This window comes from Pseudomonas sp. MEJ108 (genome assembly GCF_030208985.1).
Lineage (GTDB): Bacteria > Pseudomonadota > Gammaproteobacteria > Pseudomonadales > Pseudomonadaceae > Aquipseudomonas > Aquipseudomonas fragariae.
Genome location: NZ_JARVSW010000011.1, coordinates 94,701 through 108,947, shown reverse-complemented (window position 1 = coordinate 108,947; position 14,247 = coordinate 94,701). Strand labels below are relative to the sequence as shown.

General features: G+C 59.2%; 16 protein-coding genes. 9 read left to right on the top strand and 7 right to left on the bottom strand.

Annotation, left to right across the window (positions count from 1 at the left end; translation table 11 throughout):
- Positions 1-51: 51 nt before the first annotated feature.
- A complete protein-coding gene (locus QRN50_RS06105) occupies positions 52-819 on the top strand; it encodes a DODA-type extradiol aromatic ring-opening family dioxygenase (RefSeq protein ID WP_003404189.1) in 768 nt (255 codons plus the stop codon).
- A gap of 91 nt (positions 820-910) precedes the next feature.
- On the opposite strand, the gene QRN50_RS06100 is transcribed toward QRN50_RS06105, so the two are convergent.
- Positions 911-2,584, bottom strand: coding sequence for a DEAD/DEAH box helicase (locus tag QRN50_RS06100; protein WP_096127236.1), 1,674 nt, complete (start codon positions 2,582-2,584; stop codon positions 911-913).
- A 453-nt stretch (positions 2,585-3,037) separates the two neighbouring features.
- Positions 3,038-3,799, bottom strand: coding sequence for a spermidine synthase (locus QRN50_RS06095; protein ID WP_003404195.1), 762 nt, complete (start codon positions 3,797-3,799; stop codon positions 3,038-3,040).
- Between the two features lie 169 nt (positions 3,800-3,968).
- Between QRN50_RS06095 and QRN50_RS06090 the strand changes: the two genes are divergently transcribed.
- Entirely contained in the window at positions 3,969-5,315 is a 1,347-nt protein-coding gene (locus QRN50_RS06090; protein WP_096127234.1) for a class II 3-deoxy-7-phosphoheptulonate synthase, read from the top strand.
- 27 nt (positions 5,316-5,342) lie between these two features.
- On the opposite strand, the gene QRN50_RS06085 is transcribed toward QRN50_RS06090, so the two are convergent.
- Positions 5,343-5,576 carry a DUF1127 domain-containing protein gene (locus QRN50_RS06085; protein ID WP_024638893.1) on the bottom strand — a complete coding sequence of 78 codons (234 nt, stop codon included), beginning with the start codon at positions 5,574-5,576 and terminating at the stop codon, positions 5,343-5,345.
- 94 nt (positions 5,577-5,670) lie between these two features.
- Here QRN50_RS06085 and QRN50_RS06080 point away from each other — a divergent pair, with 94 nt between their 5' ends.
- Entirely contained in the window at positions 5,671-6,525 is an 855-nt protein-coding gene (locus QRN50_RS06080; protein WP_024652854.1) for a LysR substrate-binding domain-containing protein, read from the top strand.
- Here the strand turns inward: QRN50_RS06080 and QRN50_RS06075 are convergent.
- Positions 6,515-7,261, bottom strand: a complete 747-nt coding sequence (locus QRN50_RS06075; RefSeq protein WP_192873906.1) for a sulfite exporter TauE/SafE family protein — start codon at positions 7,259-7,261, stop codon at positions 6,515-6,517. The genes QRN50_RS06080 and QRN50_RS06075 overlap by 11 nt on opposite strands.
- Before the next feature lie 189 nt (positions 7,262-7,450).
- Here QRN50_RS06075 and QRN50_RS06070 point away from each other — a divergent pair, with 189 nt between their 5' ends.
- Positions 7,451-7,924 (top strand): MarR family winged helix-turn-helix transcriptional regulator, encoded by a 474-nt coding sequence (locus QRN50_RS06070; protein WP_024640827.1) that lies wholly within the window; start codon positions 7,451-7,453, stop codon positions 7,922-7,924.
- Between the two features lie 191 nt (positions 7,925-8,115).
- Complete coding sequence (locus tag QRN50_RS06065) at positions 8,116-8,535, top strand: organic hydroperoxide resistance protein (protein ID WP_003342698.1); 420 nt, start codon at positions 8,116-8,118, stop codon at positions 8,533-8,535.
- A 102-nt stretch (positions 8,536-8,637) separates the two neighbouring features.
- Here QRN50_RS06065 and QRN50_RS06060 read toward each other — a convergent pair whose 3' ends face one another.
- Positions 8,638-9,207, bottom strand: a complete 570-nt coding sequence (locus tag QRN50_RS06060) for an elongation factor P (protein ID WP_003404205.1) — start codon at positions 9,205-9,207, stop codon at positions 8,638-8,640.
- 99 nt (positions 9,208-9,306) lie between these two features.
- On the bottom strand, positions 9,307-10,443 hold the full coding sequence (gene earP / locus QRN50_RS06055; protein ID WP_011268554.1) for an elongation factor P maturation arginine rhamnosyltransferase EarP: 1,137 nt from the start codon (positions 10,441-10,443) through the stop codon (positions 9,307-9,309).
- Between the two features lie 158 nt (positions 10,444-10,601).
- On the opposite strand from earP, the gene QRN50_RS06050 reads away from it, so the two are divergent.
- From QRN50_RS06050 to QRN50_RS06040, 3 genes are all read left to right on the top strand, one after another.
- Positions 10,602-11,000 carry a hypothetical protein gene (locus QRN50_RS06050; RefSeq protein ID WP_011268555.1) on the top strand — a complete coding sequence of 133 codons (399 nt, stop codon included), beginning with the start codon at positions 10,602-10,604 and terminating at the stop codon, positions 10,998-11,000.
- Between the two features lie 3 nt (positions 11,001-11,003).
- Positions 11,004-11,486: a GreA/GreB family elongation factor gene (locus tag QRN50_RS06045; protein ID WP_003404212.1), complete on the top strand. Its 483-nt coding sequence runs from the start codon at positions 11,004-11,006 to the stop codon at positions 11,484-11,486.
- A 123-nt stretch (positions 11,487-11,609) separates the two neighbouring features.
- Positions 11,610-11,816, top strand: a complete 207-nt coding sequence (locus QRN50_RS06040) for a hypothetical protein (protein ID WP_002554553.1) — start codon at positions 11,610-11,612, stop codon at positions 11,814-11,816.
- Positions 11,817-11,888: 72 nt separating this feature from the next.
- On the opposite strand, the gene QRN50_RS06035 is transcribed toward QRN50_RS06040, so the two are convergent.
- Positions 11,889-13,166, bottom strand: coding sequence for an aromatic amino acid transport family protein (locus tag QRN50_RS06035; protein WP_024640828.1), 1,278 nt, complete (start codon positions 13,164-13,166; stop codon positions 11,889-11,891).
- 479 nt (positions 13,167-13,645) lie between these two features.
- On the opposite strand from QRN50_RS06035, the gene QRN50_RS06025 reads away from it, so the two are divergent.
- Entirely contained in the window at positions 13,646-14,215 is a 570-nt protein-coding gene (locus tag QRN50_RS06025; protein ID WP_003404219.1) for a TetR/AcrR family transcriptional regulator, read from the top strand.
- Positions 14,216-14,247 lie beyond the last annotated feature (32 nt).

Here is a 14,247-nt window from a genome sequence, read left to right as displayed (position 1 = left end):
AGATTATAAAAATGACCGACTATGAGTCATCTCTCTATTCTGGAGCTTTAAATGTTCCCCAGCCTGTTTATTTCCCATGGCTCCCCCATGCTGGCGCTGGAACCCGGTGACAGCGGCCCGGCTCTGAAGCGACTGGCTGCCAGCCTGCCACGGCCTCGCGCCATCGTGATGGTCTCTGCCCACTGGGAAAGCCACGAACTGATCGTCAACGGCAATCCACAGCCCGAGACATGGCATGACTTCGGCGGCTTTCCACCCGAACTGTTTGCAGTGCAGTACCCGGCGCAAGGGCTGCCGGAACTGACGCGCACGGTGGTAGATCTGCTTGCCGCCAGCGACCTGCCTGCACGCATCGACAGCAGACGTCCGTTCGACCACGGCGTCTGGGTGCCGTTGTCGCTGATGTACCCGAACGCCGACATTCCGGTGGTGCAGGTTTCACTGCCCAGCCGCCAGGGACCTGAACTGCAGACCCGCGTGGGCCGGGCACTGGCCAGCTTGCGTGAACAGGGTGTACTGATCATCGGTTCAGGCAGCATCACGCATAACCTGCGTGATCTTGACTGGAACGCCGGACCCGACAGCATCGAGCCCTGGGCTGCCGCGTTTCGTGACTGGATGATCGACAAGCTGCAAAACGACGACGAAGCCGCACTGCACCACTACCGCAGCCTTGCTCCTCACGCAGCCCGTGCGCACCCCAGTGACGAGCACCTGCTGCCGCTGTATTTTGCGCGCGGCGCTGGCGGTGTCTTCGGCATTGCCCATCAGGGCTTCACCATGGGCGCGCTCGGGATGGATATCTATCGGTTCGGGTGAAGCCAATAGCGCCAACTTGCCTGAATCCAAGGCAAAAAAATCCCCGAACCAGTCGGGGATTTTTTATTGGCCGATCAGCTCAAGAGCCCGATCAGTCTTCGCGATAGCGACGCAGCTTGAGCTGCTTGCCAGCAACACGGGTGTCCTTGAGCTTGGTCAGCAGACGCTCAAGACCATCTTCCGGCAGTTCGACCAGGCTGAAGCTGTCACGGACCTGGATACGGCCGATCGCTTCGCGGGCCAGGCCGCCTTCGTTGAGAATGGCACCCAGCAGGTTCTTGGCAGCGATACCATCACGCGCACCCAGCGCGGTACGGCAACGAGCACGGCCTTCGGCCAATGGAACCGGCGCACGACGCTCACGCTCAGGACGATCACCACGGTCGCTGCTGCGCTCTGGACGATCACCGCGCGGGGCGTTGTTCGGAACCAGTGGACGCTCGCGCTCGATGGCTGCCAGGGTCAGTGCCTGACCGTTGGTAGCCTTGCGCAGCAGTGCAGCGGCAAGCGCGCGAGGGCTGCAGCCGATGTCGGCAGTCAGACGATCGAGCAGATCACCGTGAGTCGATTCGGCATCAGCGACCAGCGGCGACAGGCTGTTGGTCAGTTTCTTGATGCGCGCATCCAGAACGGCCTGGGCATCCGGCAGGCGGACTTCCGCAACCTTCTGACCGGTAACACGCTCGATCAATTGCAGCATGCGGCGCTCACGAGGCGTCACCAGCAGCAGTGCGCGACCTTCGCGACCGGCACGGCCGGTACGGCCGATACGGTGAACGTAGGACTCCGGATCGTAAGGCATGTCCACGTTGAAGACGTGGGTGATACGCGGAACGTCAAGACCACGGGCAGCAACGTCGGTCGCCACAACGATGTCCAGACGGCCATCCTTGAGGGATTCGATAACGCGCTCGCGCTGGTTCTGGGCGATGTCGCCGTTCAGTGCGGCAGCCTTGTAGCCTTTGGCTTCAAGAGCACTGGCCAGATCCAGGGTCGCCTGCTTGGTGCGGACGAACATGATCAGGGCGTCGAAGTCTTCGACTTCCAGCAGGCTCAGTACGGCCGAGGTCTTCTGGTCAGCGTGAACCAGCAGGTGAGCCTGCTCGATCGCGGTAACGGTCTGGGTCTTGGTCTGGATCTTGACGTGCTTCGGATCGCGCAGATGGCGTTCGGCGATGGCACGGATCGACTGTGGCAGCGTGGCCGAGAACAGTACGGTCTGGCGGGTTTCAGGCATGGCCTTGAAGATGACTTCGAGGTCGTCCATGAAGCCCAGCTTGAGCATTTCGTCCGCTTCGTCGAGAACCAGGTGGTTCACGGTCGCCAGGACTTTCTCGTCACGACGCAGGTGGTCGCAGAGACGGCCCGGGGTAGCGACGACGATTTGTGCGCCGTTGCGGATAGCCTTGAGCTGAGGGCCCATCGGCGCGCCGCCGTAGACCGCTACAACGGTCACGCCCGGCATTTGTTTTGCGTAGGTCTCGAACGCGGTGGCAACCTGAAGTGCCAGTTCGCGGGTCGGGGCCAGGATCAGTGCTTGCGGCTCGCGCTTGCTCGGGTCGATCCGATGCAGGATAGGCAGTGCGAACGCGGCGGTTTTACCCGTACCGGTTTGCGCCTGACCAATCATGTCGTGACCGGCGAGAATAATCGGGATCGATTGCTGCTGAATGGCCGAAGGCTCTTCGTAGCCAGTGGCGACGACTGCTGCAACGATATTTGGATGAAGTTCGAGAGCGGCGAAGCCGCCGATTTCCTGGGTCATGGGTCTGCCTCTAGTGCATCCGCAAAGACCCATGCTTCAAAGCTGCGCGTGCCGTGTACGACCTTGAGGTCACCCTGGCTGCTTTGTCGGCGGGGATTTGCGAAAACGTTTGATGAATGGATCGTCCAGGCTAGTCCGTTGTGCGAACAAGCAACCGAAGCTGGCTTCGGGGAACTGCAATACCTTGACGTGGGCCGTGTTAAGGCCGGCGCGCACTATACCGGAAATACGCACCTTAGTGAGTCTTTTTTTACGAAACGTTGCGCCATTTTTGAGCGGCGGCAGCCCCTGAGTCCGGGCAGAAGGCCGCCTGACCAAGGCGCGGGCCCGAGATTGCGGGGATTACCGCTTAAACGTTTAATCCATTCTTGCACATGACCGGCATCCTGACCTTCGAGGTGTGGCGAATTGTCCCACCCCGTTTTCAGCACAATCGACTCACCTGTCGCCTGCTCAGGTGGCGGAACGAATAGCCTTGATCAGCGACGCCAGCGAGTAACCCAGATGCGGCGCAAGTGCCTCGGCTCGCCCGTTCAACGCGTCGATATCCAGCGTCTGCTCCAGGTCGGCCGGGACCAGCAGGATGACGTTGCCCTCCTTCACCGGCAGCTCCCAGTAATGGCGGTGGTAAAGGCCACGCAGCAGCGCCGCTCCCAGCGGCTTGCCGTCGTCGGTCGCCCACTGATTGATGATCAGCCAGCCGCCCGGATTCAGCCGCTGCTGACAGCTCTGCAGGAAATTCCAGGCCAGGTGCCCGACCCCAGGCCCGACATCGGTGTACAGGTCGACAAAGATCAGGTCGGCAGGCTCGGCACTGTCCAGCAGGTCCAGCGCATCGCCGATGCGGATATACAGTCGCGGATCGTCGTCGAGCCCCATGAACTCCATGGCCAGACGTGGCACATCCGGGCGCAGCTCGATGACTTCCACATCCTCGAGGGGCAGGAATTTCATGCAGGCCTGGGTCAGCGTGCCGGCTCCCAGGCCCAGAAACAGCGCGCTTTCCGGCGCGTCATGGCACAGCGCGCCGATCAGCATCGCGCGGGTGTAGTCGTACTCCAGCCAGCTCGGATCGGCTGTAAAGGTGCAGCTTTGCTCGATGGCATCGCCAAACTCCAGAAAGCGGTAGTCCTCCACTTCCAGCACGCGAATCATGCCGAAGTCGTCGTGCACCTCGGCCAGGATTCGCTCTACGCGCTCACGCTCTTCCGTCATCACCGTTCCTGGTTGTCTGCGCCGAGCGCAAAATACGAATTGTCGGGCAAGCGCACGGCTTTGTCACACGTTGTGGCGTACGGCGTCGCTCCAATGCTCCGCACCGCACTGGCAGAGCAACGACGAACTGCTAACATGCCGATCCGATTGCACAACTCTAGAGCCAATAATGAGCCAACCCTGGAGCCCCGACAGCTGGCGGGCACTGCCGATTCAGCAGCAACCTCACTACCCTGATGCCGAGCACCTGCACAGGGTCGAACAGACACTGGCCAGTTACCCGCCGCTGGTGTTCGCCGGCGAAGCACGTGAGTTGCGCCGTCAGTTTGCCGAAGTAACCCAGGGACGTGCGTTCTTGCTGCAGGGCGGTGACTGCGCGGAAAGCTTCATGGAGTTTTCCGCCGCCAAAATTCGCAATACGTTCAAGGTCCTGCTGCAGATGGCAATCGTGATGACGTTTGCCGCCGGTTGCCCGGTGGTGAAAGTCGGACGCATGGCCGGGCAATTTGCCAAGCCACGCTCGGCCAACGACGAAATCATCGATGGCGTGACGCTCCCGGCTTATCGGGGTGACATCGTCAACGGCATCGGTTTCGACGAGAAAAGCCGAGTGCCGGACCCGGAACGCCTGATCCAGGCTTACAACCAGTCCACCGCCACCCTGAACCTGCTGCGCGCCTTCGCACAGGGCGGGTTTGCCGATCTGCATCAGGTGCACAAGTGGAACCTGGACTTCATCGCCAACTCGGCGCTGGCCGACAAGTACAGCCAGTTGGCCGGGCGCATCGATGAAACCCTGGCGTTCATGCGCGCCTGCGGCATGGACAGCTCGCCGCAGTTGCGCGAAACCAGCTTCTTCACCGCCCACGAAGCGTTGCTGCTCAATTACGAAGAAGCCTTCGTACGACGCGACAGCCTGACCAACGATTACTACGATTGCTCGGCGCACATGCTGTGGATCGGCGACCGTACCCGCCAACTCGATGGCGCGCACGTCGAGTTCCTGCGCGGGGTCAACAACCCGATCGGCGTCAAGGTCGGCCCGAGCATGAACACCGACGACCTGATCCGCCTGATCGATATCCTCAACCCGGACAACGACCCGGGGCGCCTGAACCTGATCGCGCGCATGGGTGCCAACAAGGTCGGTGATCACTTGCCGCAGCTGATCCGCGCCGTCGAGCGTGAAGGCCGCAAGGTGCTGTGGAGCTCGGACCCGATGCACGGCAACACGATCAAGGCCAGCAGTGGCTACAAGACCCGCGACTTTGCGCAGATCCTTGGCGAAGTGAAGCAGTTCTTCCAGGTGCACCAGGCTGAGGGCACTTACGCGGGCGGCATCCACATTGAAATGACCGGACAGAACGTCACCGAATGCATCGGTGGTGCCCGCCCGATCACTGAAGACGGCCTTTCGGATCGCTATCACACGCATTGCGACCCACGCATGAACGCCGATCAGTCACTGGAACTGGCCTTCCTGATTGCCGAGACCCTCAAGCAGGTCAGGCGCTAAACAGGAAAACCCGGAGCAACTGCCCGCTCAATGCTTGAGCGGGTCGTCCCAGAACGGGCGCTCGGCTTCCTGCTGAATATCGGCACGGCTCAAGCCCAGGTCCTTCAGTGCTCCGTCACTCATCTGCGCCAGCAAGCGGCGCTGGCGGTGCAGCTCCAGCCAGCGCTGCAGATGACGCTTCAGCGCTGTGAATACCGTGCCCGCCTGCAACCCCCCATCGACCCCTTCCACCCCTGCGCATTGTTTTTGACCTTTCATCATCTTGCCCTCCATGTGGGATGACTGAAGTCTCGCTTCGGGCGTAGGATCAATCCAACGAATGTTCGTTATACCTTCCATCTGGGAGTTTGATGTATTGGCCACCTACCCGAGCATTGATACCGAACTGTTGCGCACCTTCGTGGCGATTGCCGATCACGGCGGTTTCACTCGCGCAGGTGAAGCGGTCAACCGCACACAGTCGGCGGTCAGCATGCAGATGAAGCGTCTGGAAGAAGACGTCGTGCAGCGCCCGCTGTTTCAGCGTGAAGGCCGGGTCCTGAACCTGACTGCGGAGGGCCAGGTACTGCTCGGTTACGCGCGGCGAATTCTCAAGCTGCACAGCGAGGTGTTCAACACCTTGCGCGAGCCGCACATGATCGGCGTGGTGAAAATCGGCTCGCCGGACGATTACGTGATGCGCTTCCTGCCCGGCATTCTGGCGCAGTTCGCCCAGGCCTATCCGCTGGTTCAAGTGGAAGTGCATTGCGAGCCATCGGACCTTCTGCTGCAACGTCACGACCTGGATCTGACCATTGTCACGCGCAAGCCCGGTACCGAGATCGGCACACTGCTGCGTCAGGAACGTCTGATGTGGATGGAGGCCGTCGGCTTTGCCCCGCATGAGCAAACACCCATTCCGCTGGCGATGTTCAATACCCACTGCTTCTGTCGTGACTGGGCGTGCAATGCGCTGGACGGCATGGGGCGCGATTACCGCATCGCCTACAGCAGCTCGAGCATGGCGGCGATCACTGCGGTGGTCAGCGCGGGCCTGGCAGTCACCGCGCAGTTCCAGAGCCTGGCCACAGCGGATTTGCGTATCCTCGGCGAGGCGGAACAATTGCCACAGCTGCCAACCGCCAGCATCGTCCTCCTGCGCAAGTCTGGAAATCCCTCGCCCATCACCGAATGCATGGCCGATTACATCATCGCCGGCTTCAAACCTTGAGCGCGAGAATGACCGCACAAAGCACCAGAAATACGCAGAACATCAGGCGCAGGGTTCGCTCCGGCAACGAATGCGCCAGCTTGACGCCCCAGCTGATGCTGGCCAGGCCGCCGATGGCCAGCGGAATGCCCATCGACCAGTTGACGTGATCGTGCAGTGCATAGGTGACCAGCGTGATGCCGGTGCTCGGCGCCGCCAGGGATAGCGCCAGCCCTTGGGCCACGACCTGGGTCGCGCCAAAGACACTGGTGAGGATCGGCGTCGCCACGACCCCGCCGCCAACGCCAAACAGACCACCGGTCACGCCGGAGCCGACGCCCAGCAGCCATAACCACTTTTCATGACGCAACCCGCCAGCGGCCTGCTTGCTGCGCCAATACATCTGCGCGACATTGAACACCGTCAGCACCACCAGAAAACCGACGAAGCCCAGGCGCATGCCTTGCGGGTCGATGCGAACCGCGAGCAGCGAGGTCAGCCAGGCAAAAATGAAACTGGGGATGATCAACATCAGCGCATTACGCAGCAGAATCCGGTTGCGCTGGTTGTAACGCCACAAGGCCATCAACACATTGGGCAGCACCATCAGCAAGGCTGTCCCTTGAGCCAGTTGCTGATCCAGACCGAACAGCACCCCGAGCGCGGGAATTGCCACAAGACCACCACCGATGCCGAACAACCCTCCCAGGGTGCCCATCGCTGCACCCAGCAACACAAACATCACAATTTCAATCACACTGCGTCCCCACCCGGTCAATGACCAAATGCTACGCAGTCCTGCTCTGGACCGACAGCCGATGACGCCGTTTTTTTCGCGCATCACGCACGATGCCAGCGCTTTGAGCGCTGCATGAGCGAAATTATCTGGCGCATTAAAGAGTGCAACACTAAGTTAAACTCATTCGACTGAGTTTGAGGACCTGATATGAGTGCCGACCAAAGCCCGACCCGCTCCGCACCTGCCGATTGCGATTCGCTGCTGCTGGATAACCAATTGTGTTTCGCCCTGTATTCCACCTCGTTGATGATGACCAAGGTTTACAAGCCGCTGTTGCAGGCGCTCGGGCTGACCTATCCGCAGTATCTGGCGATGATGGTGCTGTGGGAAAGGGACGGGCTCACTGTGGGCGACGTCAGCACGCGCCTGCTCACCGATCCGGGTTCATTGACGCCGCTGCTCAAACGACTCGAAGGCGAGGGCTTCATCAGCCGCACGCGCAGCAAGGAAGACGAGCGGGTGGTGTTGCTTCATCTGACCGTACAGGGACGCGAGTTGCAGCAAAAGGCCTTGACCGTACCTGGCTGCATTCTCTCGTCGAGCGGGCTGACCATGGAAAAGCTTCGCGACCTGCAAGCGCAGTTGCTGGAGCTGCGCGAGCACCTGCACCAGAGCCTCTAGGAAAAGGCCTCACCTCAGCTCGTCATGCCCGGCCACCCTGCGTGAGGTCTGGCAGGCCCTCAAACGATCATCCTCGACCTTTTTTGCAAAATTATCTTGCGCGCAAACTATCCTTGGGCTACCTTTGCTTTGCGATTAGTTAGCGCGCAAGTATTTAGCGCAACAAAACCTTCATTGAACGAGGCAAGATCATGGACACTCTTTACACCGCAGTTGCAACCGCCACCGGCGGCCGTGATGGTCGCGCTGTTTCCGACGACAAGATTCTCGACGTCAAGCTGGCGACCCCGAAAGAACTCGGCGGTGCTGGCGGCGCAGCCACTAACCCTGAGCAGCTGTTCGCTGCCGGTTATTCGGCCTGCTTCATCGGTGCATTGAAGTTCGTGGCCGGCCAGAGCAAACGCAGCATTCCGGCAGATACCTCGATCACCGCCCACGTAGGCATCGGTCAGATCCCGGGCGGTTTCGGTCTGGACATCGACCTGCATGTCAGCCTGCCAGGCCTGGAGCAAGCCGACGCTCAGCAACTGGTCGATGCCGCGCACGTGGTCTGTCCTTACTCGAACGCCACTCGCGGTAACGTCGATGTGCGCCTGCATGTAACGGTCTGATCCTGTCTGAGGCCTGGGCAACGGCTGCCCGGCAAGAATTTCAGGCACAAAAAAACCCGCAGCGATGCGGGTTTTTTGCGTAACGGGGTTACAAAACCATGCTTACTTCGCACGGCCTTTGTAGGAACCGCCTTCACGGGTATCGATCTCGATCATGTCGCCGATTTCGATGAAGTCGGCAACGCTCAGCTCGGTGCCGTTTTTCAGTTTGGCAGGCTTCATGACCTTGCCCGACGTGTCGCCACGAGCGGAGCCTTCGGTGTAGTCAACCTGACGCACGATAGTGGTCGGCAGCTCTACGGAAACCAGACGGTCTTCGAAGAACACGGCTTCGCAAACGTCAGTCATGCCTTCTTCGACGAAAGGCAGAACGCTTTCGATGTCTTCGGCGTTCAGCTCGTACATGGTGTAGTCAGAGGTGTCCATGAACGTGTAGGTGTCACCGCTGATGAAAGACAGGGTGGCTTCCTTGCGATCCAGGATCACGTCGTCCAGCTTGTCGTCGGCGCTGTAAACGATCTCGGTCTTGTAACCGGTCAGCAGGTTTTTCAGCTTGGTCTTCATGATCGCGCTGTTACGACCGGACTTGGTGAACTCAGCTTTCTGAACCAGCCATGGATCGTTCTCGAGACGGATCACGGTACCGGGTTTCAGCTCTTTACCAGTTTTCATTGCATATATCCGAATTTGGATGGAATTAACCAAAGGCTCTGTACGAGAAACAACCTGCGCAGGCCTTTTTCGTACAGAGCCTTGTATCAAGGCCGCGTATCATAGCGAATTTACATAAAACTGCACCAGCGCCGTGGCAAGATCAGTCTGTGCGGCTTGTTGCTGGCACCAGCGTTCGGCATTGCGCTCGATCTGCGACCAGTGTTCTGCCAGCGCCGTCCAGCATTCGCCAAGGTCGCCGCCGACATTCCAGCGCTGCCAGAACTGATTCACCGCCTGCGCGGCGGCCGGAGAAAGACCCGCGAGATAGAGCGTTAAAAACGCATCGAGCTTGGGCAGATGCGCGTCGTCTTCCTGCTGGTAGATGTGCCAGAGCATTGGCCGCCCCGACCACTGCGCACGCACGAACGAGTCCTCGCCGCGCACGATATTGAAATCGCAGCTCCAGAGCAGTTGGTCGTAAAGCTCCTGACGGATGAACGGCAGGACCTGAACCGTCAGCCCGCCGCTGACCTGAGTGAACCCGGCGCGCAGCGGATCGTCGACACCCAGCCAGCGCTGCAGGTCGCCGAGGATGCGTCCCTCCGGCACCAGAAGATGCGTCGGCCGGCTGTCGCTGGCCAGGGCATCGAGCCACCTGCCGAGCGCGGGATTTTCATAGGCAAATACTGAGATCAGACGCGCACCGGCCAACGCGTCGATACCCAATCCGCTCAGGAACGCTTGCCTTGCCGCGCTGTTTTGCTGAAACGCCTGGCGCTGTTCGATCAGGTTTTTTTCGCGCAACAGGCCACCGGTGGCCTCGGAAAAACCCGGAAAGAAAAAGAACTTCTTCAAACCGTTCGATTGTGGCGAAGGCAGGCCGTGGCAGCCAGACACCCAGTCCTCGGCGCTGAGGTAATCCAGATTCAGCCACAACGGCCTTGGCGAACGCTGCAGCATCGATTCGGTGTAGCGCGTCGGCAGGCGGCAGGCGAACGCTTCGATGACCCCATCAGGAATATCGGTGTTCACCCATTCGCTCGGCCACTGGCAAACGCTCACGCCCTCTTGCCATTGTTGCCGGGCCTGGAGATCGGCACCGGGGCACAAGCGAACGAAGGCCGACAGGTCATCGATCCATAAACGCACCTGCAGGCCATGCTCGGCGACCAGCTGGCGCGCCAGACGCCAGGTCACGCCCGCATCACCGTAGTTGTCGACTACGCTGCAAAAAATATCCCACGAGGCTTTCATCCTGGCTCCCTGAGGCTGGATGGCAAAAACGCTGATTGTCGTTCACAAAGGTCTGTTGTCACCAGCCTGATGCTGCCGGGCAAACATGCAGCACCGTTTCCATGCCTGACCATCAGGCATGGCACAATCACATCTGTTGGCCTGCAAGGAGTTCAGCCATGTCATTCCCTACCCGCCGTCGCGACCTGTACGTGTCGTTGAAATTGATCGTGTGCATTGCGCTGGGCATCTGGCTGGGCGCCCTGGCGGTGTTTCTGACCGCCCTGCTCTATTACAAAAGCCTGCCACCGGCCCAGACCCAGGCGCTGGAAAACGCCGCCGCACAGCTGACCGCCCCGCCTGCGCAAAAAGCCGCCTCCCCGTCTGCGCTGGAGACCGAGATGTTTCGCAAATATGAGCAAAGCCTGCGTGAAAGCGAGGCCCGTCAGGCACGCGAGCAGGCTCAGGAGCAACAACAGCGCACCTTCAACCGCTCGAAATGTGATTTCTGGATACAGCAGGATCGCACCGCGCCGAGCGAAAAAAGCCGTGCCAGCATCAATCAGTACTGCGGATAAACCATGAACAAACAGGATGTACTGCAACGGATCATCGACAAGCTGAACATCGATCTGGATATCGCCGAACGAGCGGCGCAAACCGCCTACGAAACGGCTACCCACGAAGAGAACATCGCTGAGAACAAGTACGACACGCTAGGACTGGAGGCGTCTTATCTGGCAGCTGGCCAGGCACGCCGCGTCGAGGAGATTCGTCAGTCGCTGACGCTTTATCGGAAATGGTCGCTCAAGCCATTCGATGAATCGCGCGGTATTCAGACCGGTGATCTGGTGGTTGTCGAAGATGCGAGCGGGCAGACGCACTATCTGTTCCTCGGCCCCGATGCCGCCGGCCTGAAGGTCAGTGCAGGGGATCATCTGGTCACCGTCATTACCGCCAGAGCCCCGCTCGGGCAGAACCTGCTGGGCAAATTCGAAGACGATGCTGTACAGATTGTCATCAACGGCAGCGGACAATCCTACGAGATAACGCAAACGTTGTGACACACCCGGCATCTGCAGGGTTGATCGCATCAAGTTTTTGTGGGTAAGGTGAACCGTCGCCATCACCACCGCAACCGGGGCAACATCAAAGCAAACAAGGACTAAAACCCAAGGAGATTTTTCATGACGAACGTCATCGCATTCCCTGACGCCCATGAACGTGATCGCCTGAAGTCCAGCCAAGATCCGGCGTTGAGATACTTGAACAAGAAAGAACGACAACTGATCGACCAACTGCGTTCGACCAGCCATGCGGGACGGCAGTACGTTTACGACTATGCGAGCATCATGCACTTGTCCAGGCCGTTGTATCCCGAGCCAGTGGACTGATCACGATCGCATGACCTCCTCGCAGTCTGCGCCGCTGGATTGGCGCAGACTGCGAGGTTTCGCTTGCCGGCTTCAGCGGATCAGCGAAAAGATCAATGCTGAAATTGCCACCACACCGGCGGCAACCACAAAGTAGTTGGACCACGCGCCAGCGTATTTACGCATGGCTGGTACTTTGTGGATGGCGTACATCGGCATCAGGAACAGCAAAGCCGAAATCACCGGCCCGCCCAGGGTTTCGATCATGCCCAGGATGCTCGGGTTGAGCGTTGCCACCAGCCAGCACACCACCAGCATGAACGCCGCGGTCATGCGGTCCAGGGCCTTGGGTGCAGGACGACGACCCGCCTTCAGAACCAGGCCTTTCAAACCCTCGCTCGCACCGATGTAGTGGCCAAGAAACGACTTGGAAATAGCCACGAACGCGATCAGTGGCGCGACAAAGGCGATGGTCGGGTTGTTGAAGTGGTTGGCCAGGTAAGACAGGATCGAGATGTTCTGCGCCTTGGCCTCGGCCAGTTGGGCAGGTGACAGGGTCAACACGCAACTGAACACGAAGAACAGCACCATCACGACCATCAGACCGTGGGCGCGGGCCAGAATCTGCGAACTGCGCACCTCGGCGTTTTCGCCATACTGACGCTTCTGATCGACGGCAAAGGCCGAGATGATCGGTGTGTGGTTGAAAGAGAACACCATCACCGGAATGGCCAGCCACAACGTGGGTATGAACGCCGATAGCTCAGGGAACGTGGTAGCGGTGCTCAGAATGCCGCCGGTCCAGTGCGGGATGAGGAATATTGCCAGAAACAACAGCGCGACGATGAACGGATAAACCATCAGGCTCATGGCCTTGACGATGAACCGCTCGCCACAACGCACCACGGCCAGCAGCCCCATGATCAGCACAAACGCCAGTGCGGCGCGCGGCGGTGGCGTGATGTGCAACTGGTGCTCAAGAAAACTGCCGACGGTGTTGGTGAGGGCCACGCTGTAGATCAGCAGGATCGGGAAAATTGCGAAGAAATACAGCAAGGTGATCATCGCACCGGCACTCTTGCCGAAATGCTCTTCGACCACATCGGTGATGTCGGCACCTTCACGTCCTGAGAGCACGAAGCGCGTCAACCCACGGTGGGCGTAGAAGGTCATGGGAAACGCCAGCACTGCCAGCGCCATCAATGGCCAGAAACCACCGATACCCGCGTTGATTGGCAAAAACAGGGTACCCGCACCGATGGCGGTACCGAACAATCCGAGCATCCAGGTGGTGTCATTACGATTCCACGACGCGATGCTCTCGGGAGCTACATCCAGACGTTCTACGACGCCATTAGCCTGATCATTCATCCGGTCGACTCTCCGTGGCCGGTTTATCAAAAAGGGAAACGCGTCGAAAAAAACGGCAGTTCAGCGCCCCCCTCGAAAACAGCGGGCGAGATTCTCCGGGATTGTCGGCAGAAGTCAAAGGCTTGTAGGACAATAGTTTTTCCCACGACAGGCCGGCATTCGAGCTCACGCCTTTTACATCAAGGGCTGGAGAACGATCGACCTCTTGTCGACGAGTTCGTGTTTTAACGGCTCATGAGCTGTCAGGTTGGTTCGGCGGCGCAGCCCACTGTTCTCTTCTGTTCGCCGGACGGACGCCTGATTGGCAATCATCTGGGCGCATTGTCCAGCGCCAGCCTTGCTCATTAGCTGGGTAAATAGCCAGGTATTCACCTACCTGATTGAGCTTAAGTTCTCATTGCGAGCGAAAGCCTGCTGCATCGTTTCACCTATCCATGTATAAATGCGCTTACACATTGGCCCTCTCGGAGACTCAGCGCATGCGTTACGCGCTTGATCATAAGGCCCAAACGCACCAACGCATTGTCAAGGAAGCGTCCATGCGCTTCCGTCGTGACGGCATTGGTGCTACGGGCTTGCAACCTTTGATGAAGGCACTTGGCTTGACCCATGGCGGGTTCTACGCGCATTTCAAATCCAAGGATGATCTTGTTGAACAGGCATTGAGTCACGCCCTCGACAATGTAAAAGGAATCACCAGCGACGTGTTCGCCAGACAGGACTCGCTTAGTGAATTCATTGATCTCTACCTATCGATAGCCAGCCGCGATGCGGAAGACGGCGGGTGTCCATTACCGACTATGTGCCTGGAACTGGGCCAGCGAGATCAGCCCAGCATGACGACGGATAAAATCATCCTTCACCTGCTGGAGAAGTTCGACAAGCCCCTGGCGGAGAATGGACTGGAGTCCAAAAGCCTGCCGGTGCTGTCCGCACTGGTGGGTGGTCTGGCACTCGCACGCAGCGCTTTTGACGAGGAGCTGTCACAGCGCATTCTGGACACGACCCGCGAATATCTCAAAAAGGAGATAAAAAAGAGCACCAACTGACCCTCTGGAACAGATACTTTCCCGGGAAGCTT